The following is a 21,766-nucleotide window of genomic DNA, read 5'->3' as shown; positions in this document are numbered from 1 at the left end:
ACGTTACCATCTCGAGCGCGGTCTGTTCAGGGGCGGGTCGCTTCAACATGACCCAGTGAATCAAAAACCCCCGGCAAAAGCCAGGGGTTTGTCAGCAGTCTGACCCGTGGGATCGCTCCCACGGGTTTTTGGTCGCCTGAGACATTTCTGTTCCCCAAAGTCAGGGAAGCAGGATTCTAGGGATCAGGGGGTGCCGCCGCCGGGAATGCCGGGCGCCAGCTTGCTGGCGCCGTTGATGATCTGGCTGAGGAAGTTCTGGTCCTTGCCGCCGGTTGGCGTGGTGCGCGAAATGAAGTCGAAGATCTTGCCGTCCTTCAAGCCGTAATTGGCGATCTGGGTGACGCGGCTGTCCGGGCCGAAATAGACCGCCAGCACTTTCTGGTCGACCAGCCTCGGCTTGTCGAACGCGACGTAGCGCTTGCGCGTCTGCGAAATATAGTAAAACGCCTCATTGTCGAAAGTCGCCGTGGTCGACGGCGTGCCGAGTGCAAGGAGCACCTGCTCGCGGCTGGAACCGACCGGCACGGAATCGATCGCCTGCTGATCGAGGACATAGCCTTGCGTGAACGTCTCGCTCGGACTGAGGTCGCCGATCATCTTGTTGGTGTGGCATGCCGACAGCGCCGCTACGATAGCCAGCAGCGAGATCGCGCCGGCAGCCCTGGAATTGAAACCCGACTTGAAATTCAGCGCGCGCAACAACAATTCTCCATTATATCGCCGCAACTTGCGCTGGGCCGCAAAACCGGTAAACCAGCTTGCTTGCCGATGCAACAAGGCCAATTCAACAAACGGTCCCCGGAGACCATCCCCATGTTCCAGCGCCTTTTTGGCCGCGAACGCCACGCCAACCGCGCCATCACCGACGCGCTTTACGCACAAATCGTGGCGGCGGCGCGGCAGACTGTTTTTTATTCCCACTGGAATGTGCCGGACACGCCGCTTGGCCGTTTCGAGATGCTTTCGCTGCACATGTTCCTGGTCCAGCACCGCTTGCGCGGAGAGGACGGCGTGGCGCAAGAGATCGCGCAGGTGCTGATCGACGAATTCTTTCTCGACGTCGATCATTCGCTGCGAGAACTGGGCATTGGTGACGTGGGTGTGCCAAAACGCATGAAGAAGCTGGCGAAGATGTTCTATGGCCGCACCGCCGCCTTTGATGATGCGCTGGAACGAAACGACCATGACGGTCTGACCGCGGCACTTGCCCGCAATGTCCGTCCCGACGCCGGCGGCTGGCCGGAAGCGTCGCGTTTGGCCGGGTATGTCGCCGACGCCAGCCGGCAACTGAGTGCGCAGCCGACCGAATCGATCGTTGCCGGCACTGTGGCGTTTCCTGTAGCCAACGGAGGCTGATCGATGAAACACGTGGATATGCAAAGTCCGGTATCCTTTTTCGCCAATGTCGCGCGTCTGCCGCACAAAGGGCTGCCGGTTGTGATCGAGGCCGATGCCGCGCAGCGCGCGGCACTTGCCGAGGCCCATGGGCTGCTGTCGGTCGAAGCCTATCGCGCCGAACTGCTGGTTACGTCATGGAAGCGCAACGGCGTTAAGGTCAGCGGCCGTGTCGAGGCGGACATTACCCAGGCCTGCATCGTCACGCTCGACCCCATCGAAGCGCATGTTGAAGAGCCGTTCGAGGCGCTGCTCTTGCCCGAGGACTCCAAACTCGGACGGCAGGGATTCGAAGGTGGCGGCGAAATCCTGCTCGATGCCGACGGCCCCGACAGTCCCGAGACATTTTCGGGCGACACCATCGATGTCGGGGCACTTGCCGAACAGTTCTTCGGCTTGGCCATCGATCCGTATCCGCGCAAGCCCGGCGCCTCGATTGGCACCGATGACGACACCGGACCGGCCGAGAATGAATTTCAGCAAAAACTGCGATCCTTGCTGCGAAAATCCTGAAAACCTCGCTCGCGACGGAAAAGTCGGTTGTGCGACAGCCTAAAACCGCTATTTTCGCCGAACCTTTGCGATCACTAAAACGACTTGCCGCCTAACCGTGAGATGAATACCGCGTGATCAGGATTTCCATCGATGCCATGGGCGGCGATCACGGACCAGCCGTGGTCATTCCGGCGCTCATGACGGTCGCGACCCGCCGTCCCGACATCCGCTTCGTCATCTACGGACGTGAGGAACTGGTGCGCCCGGAACTCGCCAAATTCCCCAAATTGGCCGAGGTCAGCGAGTTCTTCCACTGCGAGATCGCGGTCAGGATGGATGACAAGCCGAGCCAGGCGCTGCGCCATGGCCGCTGGAAATCGTCGATGTGGAAGGCGGTCGAGGCGGTGAAGTCGGGCGCTGCGGATGCATGCATCTCCGCCGGCAATACCGGTGCGCTGATGGCGATGTCTAAATTCTGCCTGCGCACCATGGCGACCATCGACCGCCCGGCGATCGCGGCATTATGGCCGACATTGCGCGGCGAAAGCGTGGTTCTGGACGTCGGCGCCACCATCGGCGCCGACGCGCACCAGCTCATTGATTTTGCCATTCTCGGCACCGGCATGGCGCGTTCCGTGTTCGGCATCGCCCGACCCACGGTTGGCCTGCTCAATGTCGGTGTGGAGGAGATCAAGGGCCAGGAAGAGGTCAAGGAGGCGGGACGCATGTTGCGCGAAGCCAATATGGCCTCGATGAATTACCATGGCTTTGTCGAAGGCGACGATATCGGCAAGGGCACGGTCGACGTCGTGGTGACGGAAGGCTTTGCCGGCAATATTGCTCTCAAGACGGCGGAAGGCACCGCGCGCCAGATAGCTGGCTATCTGCGCGCCGCGATGAGCCGCACCCTGATGGCCAAGATCGGCTATGTCTTCGCCAAGGGCGCCTTCGACCGCCTGCGCGAAAAGATGGATGTCGGCCGCTCCAATGGCGGCGTCTTCCTGGGGCTGAATGGCATCGTCGTCAAAAGCCATGGCGGTGCCGACTCGGACGGTTTCGCCGCGGCGATCGAACTCGGCTATGACATGGTGCGCAACAATCTGCTTGATCGCATCGAGGCCGACCTCGACCTGTTTCATGCGCGCAACCCGCATGCCCTGACATCAAGGAAATCCGACGTCGTTACCGACGCAAGGGAATAGGAAAGAATTTTGATCAGATCAGTTGTGCGCGGCACGGGCGCCGCGCTGCCCCGCCGCATCATGAAGAATGCCGATTTTGAAGGTATGGTCGAGACCTCCGACGAGTGGATCGCTCAGCGCACCGGCATCCGCCAGCGCCATATCGCGGCTGATGACGAGACGACGGCTTCGCTGGGCGAGGCCGCGGCGCGTGCCGCCCTTGCCGATGCGGGATTGACCCCGGGCGATATCGATCTGGTCGTACTGGCGACCTCGACCCCCAACAACACGTTCCCGGCTACCGCGGTCGAGATCCAGAACCGGCTCGGCATGCAGCACGGTTTTGCCTTCGACATGCAGGCGGTATGCTCGGGTTTCGTCTATGCGGTGACGACAGCCGATCTCTACATCCGCGGTGGCCTTGCAAAGCGCGTGCTGGTGATAGGCTCGGAGACCTTCTCACGCATCCTCGACTGGAGCGATCGCTCGACCTGCGTGCTGTTCGGCGATGGCGCCGGTGCGGTCGTTCTGGAAGCCGGTGAGGGGGCCGGCACGATCGCCGACCGTGGCGTCCTGGCGGCCAGCCTGCGTTCCGACGGCTCGCACAAGGAAAAGCTTTTCGTCGACGGCGGACCGTCGACGACGGGCACGGTCGGTCATCTGCGCATGGAGGGACGCGAGGTCTTCAAGCACGCGGTCGGCATGATCACCGATGTCATCGAGGCGACCTTCTCGGCCGCCGGTATTACCGCCGACGATCTCGACTGGTTCGTGCCTCACCAGGCCAATAAACGGATTATTGACGCTTCAGCCAAAAAGCTCGGGATAGCTGAGCAAAAGGTGGTGGTGACCGTCGATTTGCACGGTAACACCTCGGCTGCTTCCGTACCGCTGGCGCTGTCGGTGGCCGTCGCCGACGGCCGCATCAAGAAGGGAGATCTGGTGCTCCTGGAGGCGATGGGCGGCGGCTTCACCTGGGGCGCCGTTCTGGTTCGCTGGTAAGTGCAGAACGGTCCGGTTTCGGTCCTTGACCTTGCCGGATCAATTACTTAGGCTCTGCCGTTGTTGTGCCGATTTTATGTTTGAGCTGATGGGACGGTCGCATGGGGGGAAAGACACTTACGCGCGCCGACCTTGCCGAGGCCGTCTACCGAAAGGTCGGTCTGTCGCGCACTGAATCCGCCGAACTCGTCGAGGCGGTGCTGGACGAAATCTGCGAAGCGATCGTGCGCGGCGAGACGGTGAAGCTGTCGTCTTTCGCGACATTTCATGTCCGCTCCAAGAATGAGCGGATCGGGCGCAATCCCAAGACCGGGGAGGAAGTACCGATCCTGCCGCGCCGGGTGATGACCTTCAAATCGTCCAACGTCCTGAAGAACCGCATCCTGCGTTCCCACCAGAACAGCAAGGCCAAGGGCGGCAAATAGCCTCGATTGCACGGTTGAAAACCGGCTCCGCGACAACGGCGGACTTGAATATTGCTTCACAAACCGCTGAAATAAGGCCCGATTCGGCAGCATGGCCGGATGGGTGTTCTGGCTTATGATCGATTCCGCACCTGCGGAACAAGCTCTTCTCATTGTTGAGCGGGATCTCGTCGGAGCACCGTTCCGGGCTACACGCCAGCGTGAGGATTTCGCCCATGGACAAGAGCCCTGACGCCTTCCGCACCATCAGCGAGGTCGCTGAAGATCTCGACCTGCCACAGCATGTGCTGCGTTTCTGGGAGACGCGCTTCAATCAGATCAAGCCGATGAAGCGTGGCGGCGGCCGCCGCTACTACCGGCCGCAGGATGTCGAACTGATCAAGGGCATCCGCCATATGCTCTATGACCAGGGCTACACCATCAAGGGCGTGCAAAAGCTGCTGCGGGAAAACGGCAATCATTTCCTGGTCGCCATCGGCAATGGCGACATGGCCGCCGTCGAGGCGATCTCGCAGCGCAAGCAGGCCGATCAGGTGCCGTTGACGCCGGCAGCCCAGCCGCGCGGCGGAGATGACGAACTGGTTGGCCAGCCAAGGGTCAAGCCCAGCCGCCGCTTTTTCGGCCTGGGCAAGGGCGACGAGGAAGGTCCGGTTGCGCCGGACGCGTCGAAGCTCTCGCGTGACAACCGCGCGCTGCTGCAGGAGGCGCTGTTTGACCTCCTGGAATGCAAGCGCCTGCTCGACCAGGTGCGCTGACCGCCGCGAAGCGCTTTAAAGCCTCGAAACTGGAACTCGCTTTGGGGTGAGGCGTTACGTTTCCTTCTGCAAGACAAGGAAACGCATGATGGCATCATTTTCGACCCTTTCGGACATCGACCTCGAAAAGCAGGTCGCGGCTCTCTCGAGGGAACTCGCCGCGTTGCGCAAGGCAGTGTCGAAGCGGGGTGGCGCTTACTATGAAGACGGCCGTGATGCTGCTCTTGATACGTATTCGGATCTTGCGGAGCGTCTGCGCGATGCCATGCCGGCAATCCGCAAACAGGGCAGGGTGATCGAGAAATCGGCACGCGACCATCCGGCGGCGGCCGCTGCGGTCGGCCTTGTCGTACTCGGTCTGGTCGCCAGCCTGCTGTTCAGCCGGCGCTGACTGCTACCCAAGAATTTCAGAGAGAAAATCGCGGCTCGCCCTCCGGGCGCGGCCGCTATTCCCATTGACGTCAGCGGTTTGCGATACCGCTCCGGTATCTGGCCGAAGCGCGTCGACATGGAGGCGCACGGCACCGCTGTGCTGCCGGTGCAGAAAGGCGGATCGATCGATCCGCCACAGCCGCTCGATTTCCGCGGCGATCGCCGGGTTTGTCCAGTAGTCCCGGCCTGGCATTGTGACCAGGAGAAAACCAGCCTTGGACAAGAAGCCAGGGCTGGTCTTCTCGTTGCGGTGCTTAGGCCTTGTTGCCCATCTTCTTCATGTGATGATGGTGGTGGCGATGATGGTGACGGTGATGATGGTGGTGACGATGGTGATGATGCTTTGCCATTGAGGCCGCGTCCGCGCTTGTCGCGCCGACCACCGGCACCGCGAAAGCCATTGCAGCTGCAAGCCCGAGGGCCGAGAGGAGGGATTTCTTCATTGGATCGTTTCCTTTTTCGCAAGCAGGTATCGATCGGGCCGATATCCCGACCGCCGCGAACGGAATTACGCTCCTGAATTTTTTCGTCAGTATTTCCCGATTGTAGAATCTTGTTTCTGAACTGTTTCCCAGGAACCGGCTTCCTGCCCCATGATTGCCAGGGCCGAAGCCGGCTGCTTTGGCTTACATGGGCGGGATCACACCATTGTTTCCGACCACGACGCGGCTGGAACTCAGCGTGCCGTCCGCCTCGCGCTGAGCGGTAACGAAGACCGTCGCACTTGGTTTGAGATCGGTCGGGGCGGCCGGCGCGAAAGTCACGACAGGCGTTCCGTCGGGGATCGAGATATTCTTCGTCTGCCCATTGTCATAGGTCAGCGTCACGGCACGCCCGTTTATGTCGGTGACGTCCGCGACGGTGCCGTTGGTCATGCGGCTGTTCGGCTCCAGGTCCCAAGGGCGATCACCCTCTCCAGTGCCTTTCAAGGCCGCTGGAAAGACCACCACTTCCAGCGCGCCGCTGCCGCCGTCAGCCTTGGAGACGGAGGCGATGCCGACGAAATCGCCCTGCTTAATGTCTTTTACCGATGCGTTGGCGACGCCTGAAAGCTTCCAGCCGTCTTTCAGCTTGATCGCGGCCGTGTCGCCTTGACGGGTTTTCACGGTCAGCAGCGACGGCTCGAAACTGACGACCGTGCCGCGCACGCGCAATGTGACCGCCGCGTGCGCGCTGGCCACACCGATGCCGGAAAGCATGGAAATGGTGCCGAGCACGAGGAGAGGTGTCTTGAGGTTCATTGGAGTATCCTTTTGGAAAAGGCTGGCCGAAAGGAATGGTTTCACGCCAGCGACGTCGAGATAACGAACGGGTGGGGCGAAACTGCCGGGCAAAACCCGCTCGCGCGTTCAAAACAACTTGATCGGGACAGGGCGTGGCAGCCCCATGGGCATCCGGGTCACGATGCCGTGACGGCCAGATTGGCGCTTGGCAAATCGCTGGCGAGAGGGCATCTTCCTGCTCGTCTCAGGCAACATCCCATTTTGATCAAACGCTTTCAGCCAACGGAGTTGCCAATGCCCAACAATGCAAAAAGCCACGCCCCCTCCGAACCATTAGCCAACGAGATCGGACCGGACTACAACGCCCTCAGGGCAATGCGGGAAACGCGCGGGTACAGCCTCGAAGCGCTTTCGCTGACCTGCGGCCTCTCGGTCGAAGAAATCGAGGACATCGAGAGCGGCCGGGCGGCCGACCCGGCGAAGCTGCGTCGTATTGCGTCCGCGCTTCGTCTGCCGCAGGAAGCTCCTATTGCTTCCGCCGTACCGACGCTGGCCGCACAAGGCCGGCCTCAGGCATAGAATCGGCGCCAGGCATGCGCGAGAAACCCGCCAAGGTCCGCTTGGCGGGTTTCTTGTGGATGCCATGGCGTTCGCCTGCAGGCCGGGCTTGCCGATTTGCAGAACTTGCCGGTTTGCAGATCGCACGTGTCCATATGCGCGGTATCCATCCGCGCCAAACGCATCCGCCGTGCAGGGGGGCTGAACCGTGAGTTTTTCGACATGAGCCTGGATTCCGTCGGTGCCTTCTTCGCGGCTCGCGCGCCTGATATCGAGGTCGTCGTCACGCAATCAAGTTCGGCGACGGTGGCGCTGGCGGCGGAGGCGCATGGTGTGTTGCCGGCGCAGATCGCCAAGACGATCTGTCTTCGCGTCGGCGAGCGCACCATGCTGGTCGTGACCAGCGGCATCGCCAGGCTCGACAACCGCAAGTTCAAGGACCAGTTCGGCGGCAAGCCGCGCATGCTGGACGCGCAAGAGGTTGTCGCTGCCACGAGCCATCCGGTCGGCGGCGTCTGCCCGTTCGGCCTGCCGTCGCCGCTGCCGGTTTATTGCGACGTCTCGCTGCGCCAATTCGACGAAGTCGTCCCCGCCGCCGGCGCCACCAATGCCGCTGTCCGGATTGTACCACAGCGCATGGCCGATCTTACCGGTGCCGAGTGGGTCGATGTGTGCCAAGCGTAGTAGCCGGAGCTTGAGCCGGACAAAGCGGGCGATTCGACAATCGAGTGATGCGGCAGGGCGGACTTTTGGGGACAAGTCCTGCTTCGAAATGGTCGGAGTGGCCGGATTCGAACCGACGACCCCTTGACCCCCAGTCAAGTGCGCTACCGGGCTGCGCTACACTCCGGACCGGTCGCGATGTATCGTGATAACCCGGCTCGGGTCAACCGAAATTCGGCGTTAATCGTACCGGTGCCGATGTGATGGCTGGTGGACCCGGCAATACCGGCCGCAATAGCCGCTGATGGCGGTATTCGAGCGCTATGGCGCCCCAGATCAAGCCGAGCAGCAGATACATATGGCGCCAGTGGTCGATGTCGATGAAGGTGCCGAGCCCGACATTGCCGATGAAGGCGACGTAGGCGCATAGGAGGTAAGGCTGCCACGGCCGGTCGCGCAGCAGGATGCGGAATCCGGCTGAGATCGTCCAGATGACCAGCGTCAGGAACGAGACGAAGCCGAGCCAGCCATAGTCCATCAGCATCTTCAGCCAGATGTCGTGTGTGTCCTCGCCGAAGATCGTGCCGAAGGCCAGCGGCCCGATGCCGAATGGGTGCTCCATCGCCATCTGAAAACCGAGCGTGTAGCGGGCGAAGCGGCCCAGGCGTGCGGTGTCGTAGCTCTGTTCCAGATGCGCGCGGCTGGAGAACATCTCCGACACACCGGGCAGTTGCAGGATGATGATGATGGCAATGGCCAGCAGCGACAGCGCGGCGATCGTCATGATCACCACCCGGAGCCGGAACATGCCGCTGGCGCTCTGCAGGAACAGGCAGCCGGTGAGCAGGATGGCCGAGACCGCGAACATGCCCCAGGCACCACGCGAGAAGGAGAAGAAAATGCCGGCGCTGATGATCAGCAGCGGCACAGCCAGCAGCGGCATACGCGTGACTGGGCCCGTCAGCAGCAAATAAAGCAGATAGATGCCGGGCAGCACCAGGAACGGCCCGAACACATTCGGGTCCTGGAAGGCGCCGGCGGCGCGGTCGTATTTGGTGAAAATTTCGGCACCGGGGAAGGCGTGGAAATAGCCCGCTATGCCAAGCAGCGACGTCGCCACCGCCGAAACGACATAGGCATTGAAGATCAGCCGGTAGAGGTTCGGCTGCGTGGCCGTAACCGATGCGAAAAACACCGCGCTGAAAGCGAGAAACAGCGACACGGCAAGATAAAGCGGGGTGTTGGCGAGATCCGCCATCTGCGTCATGGAAATCATGCCGCCGATGTTCATCGTCACCAGCAGCACCAGAAGCGGCATGGCCGCGCGCGACATCCTCAGGCCGAACAGCGCCCAGATGGCGATCAGCGCGGCCATGTAGATTTCGTAAGGCGCCGGCTCGCTGATGACGAAGCCGGACAGAAGAATGCCGAGCACGACCGCGCTCGAGGAGATCAGCGTGATCAGCTTGGCGTTGACCGCCGCACGCGGCAGATCATGGCTGATCGCGCTCAATAGGCGTTTTCCGTGTTCAAGAGCCGGACCGGCGTCAGGAACAGGATCCGCAGGTCGAAAAGCAGCGACCAGTTCTCGATGTAGTAGAGGTCGTATTCCGTCCGCATGCGGATCTTTTCATTGGTGTCCATCTCGCCGCGCCAGCCATTGATCTGCGCCCAGCCGGTGACCCCGGGCTTGACCTTGTGGCGCGCGAAATAACCGTCGACCACCTCGTTGTAGAGCAGGTTGTGCGACTGCGCGGCAATGGCGTGCGGGCGCGGACCGATGAGCGACAGTGAGCCGAGCAGCGAGTTGAAGAACTGCGGCAGTTCGTCGATAGAGGTCTTGCGGATGAAGCGGCCGACACGGGTGACGCGCGGATCGTTCTTGGTCACCGTCTGCTTGGCGGTCGGATCCGACCGGTCGGTGTACATGGAGCGGAACTTGTAGACCTCGATGATCTCGTTGTTGAAGCCATGCCGCTTCTGCTTGAACAGCACCGGTCCCTTGCTGTCGAGCTTGATGGCGATCGCGGCGGCCAGCATCACAGGCGAGAACACGACGATGCCGATGAGGCTGAAGATGAGGTCGAAGGCGCGCTTGGCGACCGAATCCCAATCGTTGATCGGCTTGTCGAAGATGTCGAGCATCGGTACTGAACCGATGTAGGAATAGGCGCGTGGACGGAATTGCAGCGCGTTGGAATGCGCCGACAGCCGGATGTCGACCGGCAGCACCCACAGTTTCTTCAGCAATTGCAGAACGCGCGATTCGGCGGTCAGCGGCAACGACACGATCAGCATGTCGATGCGGGCAATGCGGGCGAATTCGATCAGTTCCGAAATCGTGCCGAGCTTGGGATAACCGGCGACGAGGGATGGCGAACGCTTGTCGTTGCGATCGTCGAAGATGCCGCAGATGCGGATGTCGTTGTAAGGCTGCTTTTCCACCGAGCGGATGAGCACTTCCGCCGCCTTGCCGCCGCCGACGATGACGGCGCGCCGTTCCATGCTGCCATCGCGCGCCCAGCGCCGGATCAGCCTCGACATCACCAGCCTGAGACCGTAGAGGCAGATGAAGGCGACGACGAACCAGGTGCCGAACAGCAGGCGCGAATAGTCTTGCGACATCTTCATGGCGAATGCCGTCAGCGCCATCAGCGCGAAGGTGCCGGCCCAGACCAGCAGGATGCGCCCAAAATTGGCGAGCGGCCGCATCAGGGACACCACCTGGTAGCAATCGGTGACATCGAGCAGCACCACGGCGAGGAACGATGCGGCGGCGATCGTCAGCGGATATTGCCAGGCGAGATAATTGAAGAATCCGACATAGTAGAAATAGACGCCGAGCCCCGAGACGAACAGCACCGCGAATTCGACCATGCGCAGCACGCCGCTGACCATGATCGGCGACATCGTATCGCGCCGGTATTGCGACGCGACCTGCCGGGCAACGTCGTTCATGCCGCCGGGCTTGTCGCCATCGGCAGGCCCGTCGAAGTGACGCACCGCTTCTGATGAAAAGCGGTGCGCGGGGTCGATCTCGTTCATGGAACAGTCCGCAAGCTTCCCAGGGTGATTAGCAAAAGAGAGCTAAGAAACCCTTGAAACAACCTGTGGCTTTGGAAGGGCCTGAGCTAACTTGCGAGCGCGGCGAAGTAGGCCTTCTCGATTTCGGCGGCCATGACGTCGGCGCCGAAGCGCGCCCTGAGCGTGGATTCGTCAGGCATCAATCGGCGATAGGTGGCAAGGTCGCCCAGCGCCTGGCTCATTTTGTCGGCGAGCTCGGCCGGATCCGGGCGAATCAGGGCGGGGGAGCTTGGACCGAAAATCTCCGGTATGCCGCCGACCGAGGTCGCGATAACAGGTCTTGCCGCGGCAAGTGCCTCCAGCACGGTATAGGGCATGGCTTCCGCGCGCGAAGGAACGACGACGAGCGCCCCCAGCACAAAGGCCTCCCGGGCCGGCATTGGCGGCAGGAAACGGACATTGTCTTCAAGCCCGAGGCGTTTCACCTGCGCGTGGTAGCGGGGCAGGTCGTCGCCGTCGCCGACCATCACCGCACTCGGTGCGCGGCCGAGCCGGGGAGCGGCGGCGGCCAGGGCATCGATGAAGATATCCGGGCCCTTGAGGTCCCGCATCATGCCAATATAGAGCAAATCAGCCGCATCGGCCCTGGCGGCTACCGGCTCGAATTCGGTGGTGCGAAGTCCATTGTAGACCAGCGTGTTCGGGATCGGCGGTTCACCCACCTTCCTGCGGTAGGTCCGCCGCTCGTAGTCGGAGACGAACAGCAGGCAATCGGTGAAGCGCGCCATGAGATACTCGAGCGCGAAGAACAGCTTTCCGGTGGCTGTGTTCTCGTCATAGTGGAGAGAGCCGCCATGCGGCGAATAGAGGCGGGCTACGCGAGACCTTGATACCCGCAACAATGAGCCGAACAGACGGGCATAGGCGCCACCCTTGGCGCCATGTCCGTGCAGCACGTCCGGCCGCAATTCCTTGATGATCCTGTAGGTGCGCCGGGCCGAGGCGAGGTCGCCCGGGCCGACGTGACGCTGCATTGGCGTACGATGGATGCCTAGCGCCAGCACGTCCTCCATCTGCCCGAAAAGACGCTCCTCGAATTCACCGCCGGTGGTCGAGTCGCAGACGATGCCGACCATGTGGCCGGCGGCGACCTGCGCTTCCGCCAGGTCGCGCACGTGCCGGAAAATTCCTCCCACGGGTGAGCGAAAGCAGTGGACGATCCTGAGCTTGTCCGCCACGAGGTGTCTGTCAGAACAGACGTTCGCGGACGTAGACAGTATCTCCCGGCAGCAGGGGATCGGAGGTGACCACACGGCCAGTTATCACCTTGCCGTTGATATCGCGGGTGATGTCGACGCTCTCCTGGTTGGCGCGTGGCGTGAAGCCCCCGGCAATGGCGATGGCCTTCTGCACCGTCAGGCCGGGCACGTAGGAATACTGGCCGGCGGCGCCCACTTCGCCCATGACGAAGATCGGCCGGTAACGATCGATCTCGACCGAGACGTCGGGGTCGCGCAGATAGCCCTGCCGCAATTTGTCGGCGATCTCCTTTTCCATCTGCTGCGCGGTATGGCCCCGTGCCGGTATGGCGCCGACGAGCGGGAAGGAGATATAACCGGACTGGTCGACGCTGTAGCTGTTGGTCAGGCCCTCCTGTTCGAACACAGTGACGCGGACCCGGTCGCCTGCGCCGAGGCGATAGGGCTGTTCGAGGACCTCGTGGAAGGCGGCCGGCGTCGGCCGGTAGCTGGAACAGCCGGCGAGCATCGAAACGGCAAGCAGTGCGCGAAACAGGGAAGCAGTGCTTTTCATGACCGGACAGGTACCTTCGACTGGCCGCTGCGATGTCGCAGCAAACATCTGGGATCGGGTCCGTTATCATCCTGTTAGGGTTAATGGCCGGTAAAGGAGCGCGCCAATAGCGTTTTAGCAGGCAAGGTTTTGCTATTTTATCGATTTTTTGTCGGCCCCGGCAAAATCCTAACGGAAGCTTACCGTGATCTTAACGGCTGGGTTACCATAGTTGTTTACGGTGCATGCTGATCCAGTTTCGGAGTGGGATGCATGTCCGTTCAATCCGCGGCCGCAGACGTCGACGTTGATCTTAGGCAGCTCTTCGCCAGCCTGGGACGCAACTGGCTGCGGATTCTGGTCTTCGTTCTGGTGGTGACGGGGCTTGCCTTCGTGGCTGCGTCGTTCGCGACCCGCCATTACAAGGCCCAGACGCAGGTGGAGATCGCCCCGCGAGAATCGGTCTACACGCGGCCCGCCAGCAGCAATCCAGACAGCGACAAGCCGATCCTCGACGAGCAGGGCGTTGCTACCCAGGTCCAGATAATTTCGTCCAACGAGATCCTCAAGCAGGTCGCGCAGAAGCTCGGCCTGTCGCGACTGCCCGAGTTTGACGAGACGATCAACATGTCGTCGCTGAGTCGCGTGCTGATCCTGCTTGGCCTTAAGAACGACCCGATGGATGTTCCGGCCGATGAACGTGTCCTGAAGAAGATGCGCGAGAAGCTCAACGTCTACGGTGTTGAAAAGACTCGCATCATTGCCATCGAGTTCTCCTCGGAAGATCCGAAGCTCGCGGCCGCCATCCCCGATGCCATTGCCGCCGCGTACATTGCGGGGCAGGGCGCGGCCAAGAGCGAATCGAACACCGCCGCCGCCGACTTCCTGGCGCCCGAGATCGCCGACCTGTCCAAGCAGGTCAGGGATGCCGAAGCCAAGGTCGCGGCTTACCGCTCGCAGTCCGACCTCCTGATGGGCGGCAACAATTCCACCCTGGCCACCCAGCAATTGGCCGAGCTGTCGACCGAGTTGTCGCGGGTGCGGGCCAACCGGGCCGCGGCCGAAGGCACGGCCGAGAGCGTGCGCAAGGCGCTGCAGAACGGCGGATCGCTGGATTCGCTGCCGGAAGTGCTGTCTTCCGATCTGATCCAGCGCTTGCGGGAGCGCCAGGTCGAGCTGCGCGCCAACATCGCCGATCTGTCGACGACGCTGCTTGACAATCATCCGCGTGTTCGCGCGGCCAAATCGCAACTGACCGATCTCGACGCGCAGATCCGCAGCGAAGCCCAGAAGATCATGAAGGGCCTGGCGATGCAGGCCGATGCCGCCAAGGCGCGCGAAAGCCAGCTCGTCGCCGACGTCAACACACTCAAGGCTGCTTCGGCGCAGGCCGGTGAGCAGCAGGTCGGTCTCGACGCGCTGCAGCGCGATGCCGCCGCCAAGCGCCAGCAGCTCGAACTCTACCTGACCAATTATCGCGAGGCGGCGTCGCGTCAGGATCGCAATTATATCCCGGTCGACGCCCGCATCGCCTCACCGGCTTCGGTCCCCGCAGAGCCATACTTCCCCAAGGTCGGGCCGATCGTCGGTGCTGCCGCCGCGGCTTCCCTTCTGCTGGCGGCCGTGTTCACGCTGCTGCGGGAGCTTTTCTCGGGCCGTGCCATGCGCCCGGCCAGGGGCGCGCGGTTTGAGCCGATCGACGAGGTGACGATGCCGCCGGCCGCCTATCAGGAGCCGTCCACCCGCCTCGAACCGGCTGTCGCCACTGAGCGCGCCACTCGCACCGCCGACGTATCATGGCCCGAAACGGTCACCGAAACACCGGCCCAGCCGCGGCCCGCCGCCGAGGTCGAGCCCGTCGCCAAAGCGGAGCCTATCGTCGAGCCTGAACCCTTGACCAAATCCGAATCCTTGACCAAATCTGGACCCGTGGCAGAGCCTGAGCCCATGGCTGAGCCGGAACCCGTGGAGGTTCGGCGGCCGCGCTCCGTGCTCGGCGAGATCGACGTCGAGAAGGCAGCCGAGAAGCTGATCGCCAGCGGGGCCGCGCGCGCCATATTCGTTTCCCCCGAGGGCGATGAAGCGGCGGCGTCGGCGATCCTGGTGGCGCGCGAGGTTTCCGACGCCGGACTGCGCGTCCTGCTGCTCGACCTCACTGCCTCAGGGGCTGCCTCGCGCCCGATGCTGGACAGCGGGCTTTTCCCCGGCATCACCAATCTGCTGGCGTCGCAGGCGCAGTTCAGCGACGTGATCCATGGCGACCTCTATTCCGACTGCCATGTCATCCCCGTCGGCACCGCCGATCCGATCCGTGCCATGCGTGCCGCCGATCGGCTGCCGATCATCATGCAGTCGCTGACAACAGCCTACGATCTGGTGGTGGTCGAGTGCGGGCCGGCCGATGCACAAGGCATCAGCCGTCTGGGCGGTGAGGCCACCGAGGTGTTCTTGTCCATGCTGGAGGCCGACGACGAGGTGACGCAGGCCGCGGTCAAGCTGATCGAGAGCGGCTATCCCGACCTGACGCTGGTGACGCCGCTCGGCCACGAGCCGCCAGGGAATCCGGTGCCGGGGCGGCGTTCGGCTGCTTGAGATAACAGCTGTTCAGAGGCCCATCAGGTCTATTCGAGTTCCAGCGTCGTCACATCGAATATCCTGTGGCGTATTGGGGCTAGTTTTCGTCTTCCGTGGGCACGGGCGCTGTCTGTCCAACGGCCTTGCGGCGCAGCAGCTTGGCGAGCTTCCAGATTGCCGGGCTGTTCTTGACAAAGGCCTTCAGTCGCGCGCCCTGCCGAAGCGCCTGTCCCAGCGCACGGCCCTTGAGCGTCAGCGGGACGAGAACCTCGAAATGCCGGGTTTCGATATCGCACCATAACCGCTTGTAAGGTTCGTCTCCGACGGAGAAATCATAAACCGCGAACCCGCTCCGGCAGGCATCCTGGATGTTGTCGAAGAACAGGAAGTCCCCCGGGCTGGTGTGGGCAAGATCATCCTCGGCGATCGCTCCGAACTCGCAGATCAGCCGCCTGCCCGAGCGGCTCGCTCCAGTGACGGCGCGCAGCTTGCCGGCGACTTCCAGCCCGTGCAGCACGAAGCAAGGCTTGTCCTCGCCAAGTGCTTGCTTGAACAGCCCGCGGAAGAAGGCGCGTGTCCGGTCGTCACCGAAGACGTTGGCGATGCCCATCTTGCGGAAGCGCTGTTCCTTCATCTCGAAGAACGCGTCGAGCAGCCTCTCCACATCGCCGTCGCTGCTCGCCTCGACGCGCCGGTAGCTACCGACAGCCTCGAACTTGCGCGTCTGCGAACGATGCTTCTTGCGTTTGCGCTTGCCGCTGGCGCGCAACAGCAGCGCATCGAATCCGCCGCTGAGATCGACGGCCAGTGAAAGATTGGGGCTGGCGAAGTGATCGAGCGATGCCAGCGGATTGGCGGTGCCGTCGAGATCGGGCAGCAATCTTTCCAGCGCGATGAGATCGATATCGGGCCGGAATCTTGCGATCGCCGCGAGCATCGACTGGATGGCTGTGAGGTCGCCGCTGGCCAGCCATTGCGGTTCGGCGGCGCAGAAATTGCCATTGGCGTGGCGGCCGCCCATGAACTGGGCGACCCGCAACGGGCCGCGCTTGACCACCTCCAACGCCAGTGCGAAGGCCGGCTTGCCCTCCAGTTCCAGCGTGGCAATGAGCAGGTCGGGCCTGACCTCGGCGGCCCAGTTCAACACCCATGCCGCACTTTGCGCTGGAGCACAGAGCGCCGAACGACAGAACGTCGCATATGCCGCGAGCCCCTCGGCGGCGGCAATGGAAACCGACGGCCCCGCGGCATTTCTGGGTAGTGTGCGTGGCGTGGCCTGGCTCGCCGCGAGCCGCTTGCCGTCAAATGACGCGATTGCGTCAACCATACCTCAATCCTTAAGGCGTATTGATCCCGATTTGGGGGGCGCTCGGGCGTATTCCGTGCTTGGTTAGCCTAGGCGCAAAAGGTGAATGAATGATCGACGGTGGGGAGGCAATCCGGAAACTGGCGCTCAACGTCGCCCGTTATACCGGCCTCGCACCGCTGGCCAGGCCGTTTGTCGGCGGCATCGGCGCCATCCTGATGCTGCATCGCGTGACGGCGACGCCCGAAAAGCCCGACAGCGTCAACCGGCACCTCAACATCGCGCCCAGTTTCCTCGATGCCGTGATCGCCGACATGAAAGCGGGCGGCTATGCCTTCGTTTCGATGGATGAAGCGGTGGAGCGTATCGAGGCAGGCGGCAAGGGCGGCCGGTTCGCCACCATCACCGCCGACGATGCCTATCGCGACAACATGACCGAGGCCCTGCCGGTGCTGGAAAAGCATGGCACGCCGCTCACCATCTATGTGGCGCCCGGGCTGATCGATGGCTCCGCCCACCTTTGGTGGGATGTGGTGGAGGATATCGTCAATGCATGCGACCGCCTGACTTTGGCCACATCGAACGGCCCTGCGGTGATCGATTGCGGGACCCCCGCCAGGAAACATCAGGCCATCGCCCGCCTGCATGCCTATTTCACCACCGAGGTCCGCGAGGAAGACCTGCGGACCGTGCTGCGCGGTCTCGCCGCGTCGAATGGCGTCGACGCCGACGCCCCGCGCCTGCGCACGCTGATGAACTGGGATGAGATCCGAGCCGTCGCCGCGCACCCGCTGGTGACGATAGGCGCCCACACGATCAGCCACAGCAATCTGAAGCGGCTTTCCGAGGCCGATGCGCGGCGCGAGATCGGCGCCGTCAAGGACATGCTGCGGACCGGGCTTGGCGAGGAGCCGCGCCATTTCGCCTATCCCTATGGCTATGCGAGCGCCGTTGGCTGCCGCGAAGTGGGCTTTGCGCGCGACGCCGGCTATGCTTCCGCCGTGACCACCCGCCACGGCGTGCTTCGCGCCGAACATGCCGGCTTCCTGCATGCCTTGCCGCGCATTTCGGTCAATGGCCGCTACCAGAGCCTCGCCCACATCCGCACCATGCTGTCGGGCGTGACGACCCCGCTCGCCAATGCCGGCAAGATGCTTGTTACAGTCTGACGTAAGACATGACCGGGCAGGGCTCAGCGCTTAGTCCGCGGCTCCAGCATCAGCCATTTGATGATGCCCATTGCCGGCAGCACCCAGAGCAGGCCGCTGACGAGGAAGAACAGGAATTGCACCAGTGCGCCCGATTCCGACAGGCGGGCGACGGCGAAGATCGAGGCGACCAGCGCGTAGATGATGACCAGCGCCAACAGCAGGAACATTCCGATCAGTTTTTTCAGGCGAATGGGCATGTCTTGGCCTCGTTGATGGCTACCGCTTAGGCCGAACGCAAGGCACGCGCAACCCACGACACCGGGCGCGACGGCGTGCCGCGCTGCGCGGCCTTGCCAGCAGGAGTGCGATGGTTCACCAATCCGCGACATTCAACCTGCCGGGACATATCCATGGCCGCCATCACCGCCGCCGCGCCCTATCAGGCCCGCGACCGCGACCTGCACAACCGGGCGCTCGTGCGCGGCTGGCTCTACGTCGTGCTCCTGGTGCTGTTCGCGCTGGTGCTGGTTGGCGGCGCCACGCGGTTGACCGAATCCGGCCTTTCGATCACCGAATGGCAGCCGATCCATGGCGTCGTCCCGCCGCTCAACGACGCCGAGTGGCAGGAGGAATTCCAGCGCTATCAACAGATCCCGCAATACGCCGAACTCAACAAGGGCATGAGCGTCGAGGCGTTCAAGTCGATCTTCTGGTGGGAATGGGCGCATCGCCTGCTGGCGCGCAGCGTCGGCCTGGTCTTTGCCTTGCCGCTGCTGGTCTTCTGGGCGACGCGTCGCATCGAGCGCGGCCTTGGGCCGAAACTGGTCGGCATTCTGCTTCTCGGCGGCCTGCAGGGGGCCATCGGCTGGTGGATGGTGGCGTCCGGCCTGGTCGACCGCGTGTCGGTGAGCCAGTACAGGCTGGCGACGCATCTCACGCTGGCGGCACTTATCTTTACCGCGACCATGGTCGTCGCGCGTGGCCTTGCGCCGCATTCCGAGCCCGCGGCCGATCGCTCGACGCAGCGGCTGGCTGGTTTCATCGTGCTTCTGGCGCTGGTCCAGATCTATCTCGGCGGCCTGGTTGCCGGTCTCGACGCCGGCATGAGCTACAACACCTGGCCGCTGATGGACGGCCGGATCATCCCCGGCGATCTGCTCGTGCTCGAGCCGGCGTGGCGCAATTTCTTCGAAAGTCCGAAAACGGTGCAGTTCATCCATCGGCTTGCCGCCTATACGGTCTTCGCCGTCGCGCTCTGGCACATGATCGCCACGCGTCTGCGTCTGCCCGGCTCAACGCATGCGCGACGCGCGACACTGTTGTTCGTTCTAGTGCTGGTGCAGGCTTCGATCGGTATTGGTACGCTGCTGATGCAGGTGCCACTGCACATGGCGCTGACCCATCAGGCTTTCGCGCTCGTCGTGCTGGGCTTTGCCGCCGCGCATTGGCGCGGCACCAAGGGCGCCTATCCCTTACCCAACGAGATTGCCGTCGGACGTTGAGTGCAGCCGATCACATCCAGAATTCGTTCGACTGGGTCGTCTTCTCGCCGTCGAATTCAGCCTGACGCAGTGCGGCGGCGGATGGTGCCGATTTGTCCTGGTCGGCCTGGCCGCCTGGTCCTGATTTGCCTTGGCAACCCTGTCAGCGGCCTTGAGCGCATCGAGCCTGGCCGGGGCGACGGCGATATGCACCTGGCGGTCTGGGGAGCCGTCCTCGAGCCGCACCTTCCAGATGCCGCTCGAAAAGGTCTCGGCCATGAGTTCCGGTTCGCTGACCTTCCAGCGCGCTGGAAAGGCTGGTGCATCCATCAGAGACCGAGCATCAGGTCCATGTTCTGGACGGCCGCACCCGAAGCGCCCTTGCCGAGATTGTCGTAGACCGCCAGCAGCAGCGCCTGGGCTCTGCTGTCGTTGGCAAAGACATAGACCTTCATGCGGTTGGTGCCGTTGTAGATCTCCGGATCGATGTCAGGCACGCGTTCCAGATGCGTATAGGGCGCCACCTCGACCACGCCGTCCTTGATCGCGGCGAAATGGTCCGCAATGGCGGCGTGAAGTTCGGCACCCGTCGGCACGCGGTCGAGGCCACCGAGCTGCAACGGCACCACCGTGATCATGCCTTGCGCGAAATTGCCCACCGCCGGCTGCATGATCGGATCATGCGACAGCTTCGCATAGGCCTTCAATTCCGGCACGTGCTTGTGCTGCAGGGTCAGGCCATAGGGCAGGAATTCCGAGGCGTCCTCGCCCTTGGCGACGTAGTCCTCGATCATCGGGCGCCCGCCGCCCGAATAGCCCGTAATGCCGTTGACCGCGATCGGGAAACTGGCCGGCAGCAGGCCTGCGGTGACCAGTGGCCTGAGCGTCGCGATCGGCCCCTGCGGCCAGCAGCCGGGATTGGCGACGCGCTTGGCCGTGGCGATCTTTTTCGCCTGCTCCTTGTCCAGTTCGGCGAAGCCATATTCCCAGCCTTCGGCCACGCGATGCGCGGTCGACGCATCGATGACCTTGGTGGTTTCGTTGGCGATCAGCGAGACGCTTTCCTTGGCCGCATCGTCGGGCAGGCATAGGATCGCGATATCGGCGGCGTTGAGGAATTCGGCGCGGGCGGCCGTTTCCTTGCGGCGCTCGATCGGGATGGAAATGATCTCCAGATCGCCGCGCTCGGCAAGCAGCGCCCGGATCTGGAGGCCGGTGGTGCCGTGCTCGCCATCGATGAAGATTTTCGGTTTCATTGCCTGATCAAGTTCCCTGATATCTCGAAATTATATGCCGTTGCCATGATTGACCGTGGCACCATTGTGGTTGCCGTTGTTCAGCTCCTCGAGCCGGGCCTTTCGCTCGGCCAGCAGGCCGAGATATTGCATGGCCACCATCGAGCCGGCGATCGCCGTTATATCGGCGTGATCGTAGGCCGGCGCAACCTCCACGACATCGGCCCCGACAATATCGACCTGGTTCAGCTGGCGCAGCGTCGACAGGATCTTCGCCGACGACGGGCCGCCCGAAACCGGCGTGCCGGTTCCCGGCGCATAGGCCGGATCCAGGCAGTCGATGTCGAAGGTCAGATAGGTCTTCTTGCCACCGGTGCGATCGACGATCGCGTAGGCGATGTCGGAGGCGCGCATTTCCTCGATTTCATGGCCATGGAGAATCTTGATGCCGAATGTGTCGGGCGCATGGGTGCGAATGCCGATCTGGATCGAGCGATCGGGATCGATGATGCCTTCCTTGACCGCGCGGCCGACGAAGGAACCATGGTCGATGCGCTTGCCGTCATCGGGCCATGTGTCCTGATGGGCGTCGAACTGCACCAAGGCCAGCGGTCCGTGGATGGCGGCGTGCGCCTTGAGCAGTGGCCAGGTGACGAAATGGTCGCCGCCGAGCGTCAGCAGGAAGGCGCCTGATTTCAGGATCTTGGCCGCCTCGCGCTCGATCGTGCCGGGCGTCTTCTGATGGTTGCCCGAATCGAGCAGGCAATCGCCATAATCGACCACGGCAAGGTGTTCGAACAGATCGCGCGAGAACGGGTATTGCGGGTCGTTGTCGAGGATCGCGGAGGCGCGGCGGATCGCCTGCGGCCCAAACCGGGCGCCCGGTCGGTTGGTGACGGCGGCGTCGAAGGGAATGCCCCACACCACCGCATCCGCGCCCTTCACGTCCTTGGTGTATTTGCGCCGCATGAAAGACAGCGCGCCGGAGTAGGTCGGCTCGAGGGCACCACCCGTTTTGGAGCGGGCGGTGAAGGCATGGTCGATGGTGTTGGTCGCCATTACGGGTCCTCGTTTT

At 62.8% G+C, this 21,766-nt stretch carries 23 protein-coding genes and 1 tRNA gene; 13 read left to right on the top strand and 11 right to left on the bottom strand.

Going from position 1 to position 21,766, the window contains the following annotated elements; all coding sequences use genetic code 11:
- Positions 1–183: 183 nt before the first annotated feature.
- Complete coding sequence (locus tag LB524_RS27625) at positions 184–699, bottom strand: outer membrane protein assembly factor BamE (protein ID WP_015318233.1); 516 nt, start codon at positions 697–699, stop codon at positions 184–186.
- A 114-nt stretch (positions 700–813) separates the two neighbouring features.
- On the opposite strand from LB524_RS27625, the gene LB524_RS27620 reads away from it, so the two are divergent.
- The 8 genes from LB524_RS27620 to LB524_RS27585 all read left to right on the top strand — a co-directional run bounded on the left by LB524_RS27620 (position 814) and on the right by LB524_RS27585 (position 6,038).
- On the top strand, positions 814–1,356 hold the full coding sequence (locus tag LB524_RS27620) for a ubiquinol-cytochrome C chaperone family protein (protein WP_140717551.1): 543 nt from the start codon (positions 814–816) through the stop codon (positions 1,354–1,356).
- A 3-nt stretch (positions 1,357–1,359) separates the two neighbouring features.
- A complete protein-coding gene (locus LB524_RS27615) occupies positions 1,360–1,908 on the top strand; it encodes a YceD family protein (RefSeq protein WP_224531486.1) in 549 nt (182 codons plus the stop codon).
- A 113-nt stretch (positions 1,909–2,021) separates the two neighbouring features.
- Positions 2,022–3,092: a phosphate acyltransferase PlsX gene (plsX, locus tag LB524_RS27610; protein WP_041163469.1), complete on the top strand. Its 1,071-nt coding sequence runs from the start codon at positions 2,022–2,024 to the stop codon at positions 3,090–3,092.
- A 9-nt stretch (positions 3,093–3,101) separates the two neighbouring features.
- A complete protein-coding gene (locus tag LB524_RS27605) occupies positions 3,102–4,073 on the top strand; it encodes a beta-ketoacyl-ACP synthase III (protein ID WP_015318229.1) in 972 nt (323 codons plus the stop codon).
- 101 nt (positions 4,074–4,174) lie between these two features.
- Positions 4,175–4,498 (top strand): integration host factor subunit alpha, encoded by a 324-nt coding sequence (locus LB524_RS27600; protein ID WP_010915609.1) that lies wholly within the window; start codon positions 4,175–4,177, stop codon positions 4,496–4,498.
- A gap of 215 nt (positions 4,499–4,713) precedes the next feature.
- The gene (locus LB524_RS27595) at positions 4,714–5,253 is read left to right on the top strand and encodes a MerR family transcriptional regulator (protein ID WP_015318228.1); all 540 of its coding nucleotides are present in this window, start codon (positions 4,714–4,716) and stop codon (positions 5,251–5,253) included.
- An 88-nt stretch (positions 5,254–5,341) separates the two neighbouring features.
- Positions 5,342–5,644 carry a hypothetical protein gene (locus LB524_RS27590; protein WP_224531484.1) on the top strand — a complete coding sequence of 101 codons (303 nt, stop codon included), beginning with the start codon at positions 5,342–5,344 and terminating at the stop codon, positions 5,642–5,644.
- Positions 5,645–5,900: 256 nt separating this feature from the next.
- Positions 5,901–6,038, top strand: coding sequence for a hypothetical protein (locus LB524_RS27585; protein WP_157163662.1), 138 nt, complete (start codon positions 5,901–5,903; stop codon positions 6,036–6,038).
- Between the two features lie 273 nt (positions 6,039–6,311).
- On the opposite strand, the gene LB524_RS27580 is transcribed toward LB524_RS27585, so the two are convergent.
- The gene (locus LB524_RS27580) at positions 6,312–6,926 is read right to left on the bottom strand and encodes a hypothetical protein (protein ID WP_224531481.1); all 615 of its coding nucleotides are present in this window, start codon (positions 6,924–6,926) and stop codon (positions 6,312–6,314) included.
- Between the two features lie 276 nt (positions 6,927–7,202).
- Here LB524_RS27580 and LB524_RS27575 point away from each other — a divergent pair, with 276 nt between their 5' ends.
- Together LB524_RS27575 and LB524_RS27570 are read left to right on the top strand one after the other, a co-directional pair.
- A complete protein-coding gene (locus tag LB524_RS27575; protein WP_015318224.1) occupies positions 7,203–7,487 on the top strand; it encodes a helix-turn-helix domain-containing protein in 285 nt (94 codons plus the stop codon).
- A 201-nt stretch (positions 7,488–7,688) separates the two neighbouring features.
- Positions 7,689–8,150, top strand: coding sequence for a YbaK/EbsC family protein (locus LB524_RS27570; protein ID WP_140617044.1), 462 nt, complete (start codon positions 7,689–7,691; stop codon positions 8,148–8,150).
- A gap of 89 nt (positions 8,151–8,239) precedes the next feature.
- Here LB524_RS27570 and LB524_RS27565 read toward each other — a convergent pair.
- The 5 genes from LB524_RS27565 to LB524_RS27545 all read right to left on the bottom strand — a co-directional run bounded on the left by LB524_RS27565 (position 8,240) and on the right by LB524_RS27545 (position 12,965).
- Positions 8,240–8,316, bottom strand: a tRNA-Pro gene (locus LB524_RS27565).
- Positions 8,317–8,352: 36 nt separating this feature from the next.
- Positions 8,353–9,642: an O-antigen ligase family protein gene (locus LB524_RS27560; RefSeq protein WP_224531478.1), complete on the bottom strand. Its 1,290-nt coding sequence runs from the start codon at positions 9,640–9,642 to the stop codon at positions 8,353–8,355.
- The gene (locus LB524_RS27555; RefSeq protein ID WP_224531474.1) at positions 9,639–11,174 is read right to left on the bottom strand and encodes an undecaprenyl-phosphate glucose phosphotransferase; all 1,536 of its coding nucleotides are present in this window, start codon (positions 11,172–11,174) and stop codon (positions 9,639–9,641) included. Before LB524_RS27555 ends, LB524_RS27560 begins: the two co-directional genes overlap by 4 nt.
- Positions 11,175–11,260: 86 nt before the next feature.
- Positions 11,261–12,391, bottom strand: coding sequence for a glycosyltransferase (locus LB524_RS27550; RefSeq protein ID WP_224531471.1), 1,131 nt, complete (start codon positions 12,389–12,391; stop codon positions 11,261–11,263).
- A 10-nt stretch (positions 12,392–12,401) separates the two neighbouring features.
- Positions 12,402–12,965 (bottom strand): polysaccharide biosynthesis/export family protein, encoded by a 564-nt coding sequence (locus LB524_RS27545; RefSeq protein WP_041163468.1) that lies wholly within the window; start codon positions 12,963–12,965, stop codon positions 12,402–12,404.
- Positions 12,966–13,217: 252 nt separating this feature from the next.
- Here LB524_RS27545 and LB524_RS27540 point away from each other — a divergent pair, with 252 nt between their 5' ends.
- Entirely contained in the window at positions 13,218–15,536 is a 2,319-nt protein-coding gene (locus LB524_RS27540) for a GumC family protein (protein ID WP_224531468.1), read from the top strand.
- A 79-nt stretch (positions 15,537–15,615) separates the two neighbouring features.
- Here the strand turns inward: LB524_RS27540 and LB524_RS27535 are convergent, their stop codons facing one another.
- Positions 15,616–16,845, bottom strand: coding sequence for a GNAT family N-acetyltransferase (locus LB524_RS27535; RefSeq protein ID WP_224531466.1), 1,230 nt, complete (start codon positions 16,843–16,845; stop codon positions 15,616–15,618).
- A gap of 89 nt (positions 16,846–16,934) precedes the next feature.
- On the opposite strand from LB524_RS27535, the gene LB524_RS27530 reads away from it, so the two are divergent.
- Positions 16,935–17,993 (top strand): polysaccharide deacetylase family protein, encoded by a 1,059-nt coding sequence (locus LB524_RS27530; RefSeq protein WP_224531463.1) that lies wholly within the window; start codon positions 16,935–16,937, stop codon positions 17,991–17,993.
- Between the two features lie 23 nt (positions 17,994–18,016).
- On the opposite strand, the gene LB524_RS27525 is transcribed toward LB524_RS27530, so the two are convergent.
- Complete coding sequence (locus tag LB524_RS27525; RefSeq protein WP_015318215.1) at positions 18,017–18,232, bottom strand: DUF2842 domain-containing protein; 216 nt, start codon at positions 18,230–18,232, stop codon at positions 18,017–18,019.
- A gap of 153 nt (positions 18,233–18,385) precedes the next feature.
- On the opposite strand from LB524_RS27525, the gene LB524_RS27520 reads away from it, so the two are divergent.
- Positions 18,386–19,477: a COX15/CtaA family protein gene (locus tag LB524_RS27520; RefSeq protein ID WP_224531460.1), complete on the top strand. Its 1,092-nt coding sequence runs from the start codon at positions 18,386–18,388 to the stop codon at positions 19,475–19,477.
- 308 nt (positions 19,478–19,785) lie between these two features.
- Here the strand turns inward: LB524_RS27520 and argC are convergent, their stop codons facing one another.
- Together argC and speB are read right to left on the bottom strand one after the other, a co-directional pair.
- The gene (argC, locus tag LB524_RS27515) at positions 19,786–20,712 is read right to left on the bottom strand and encodes an N-acetyl-gamma-glutamyl-phosphate reductase (protein ID WP_224531457.1); all 927 of its coding nucleotides are present in this window, start codon (positions 20,710–20,712) and stop codon (positions 19,786–19,788) included.
- A gap of 30 nt (positions 20,713–20,742) precedes the next feature.
- Complete coding sequence (gene speB / locus LB524_RS27510; RefSeq protein WP_015318212.1) at positions 20,743–21,750, bottom strand: agmatinase; 1,008 nt, start codon at positions 21,748–21,750, stop codon at positions 20,743–20,745.
- Positions 21,751–21,766: the final 16 nt, after the last annotated feature.

It is taken from the genome of Mesorhizobium sp. ESP6-5 (assembly GCF_020164695.1).
Classification (GTDB): Bacteria; Pseudomonadota; Alphaproteobacteria; order Rhizobiales; family Rhizobiaceae; genus Mesorhizobium; species Mesorhizobium australicum.
This window is presented reverse-complemented; position numbering and strand designations above follow the sequence as displayed.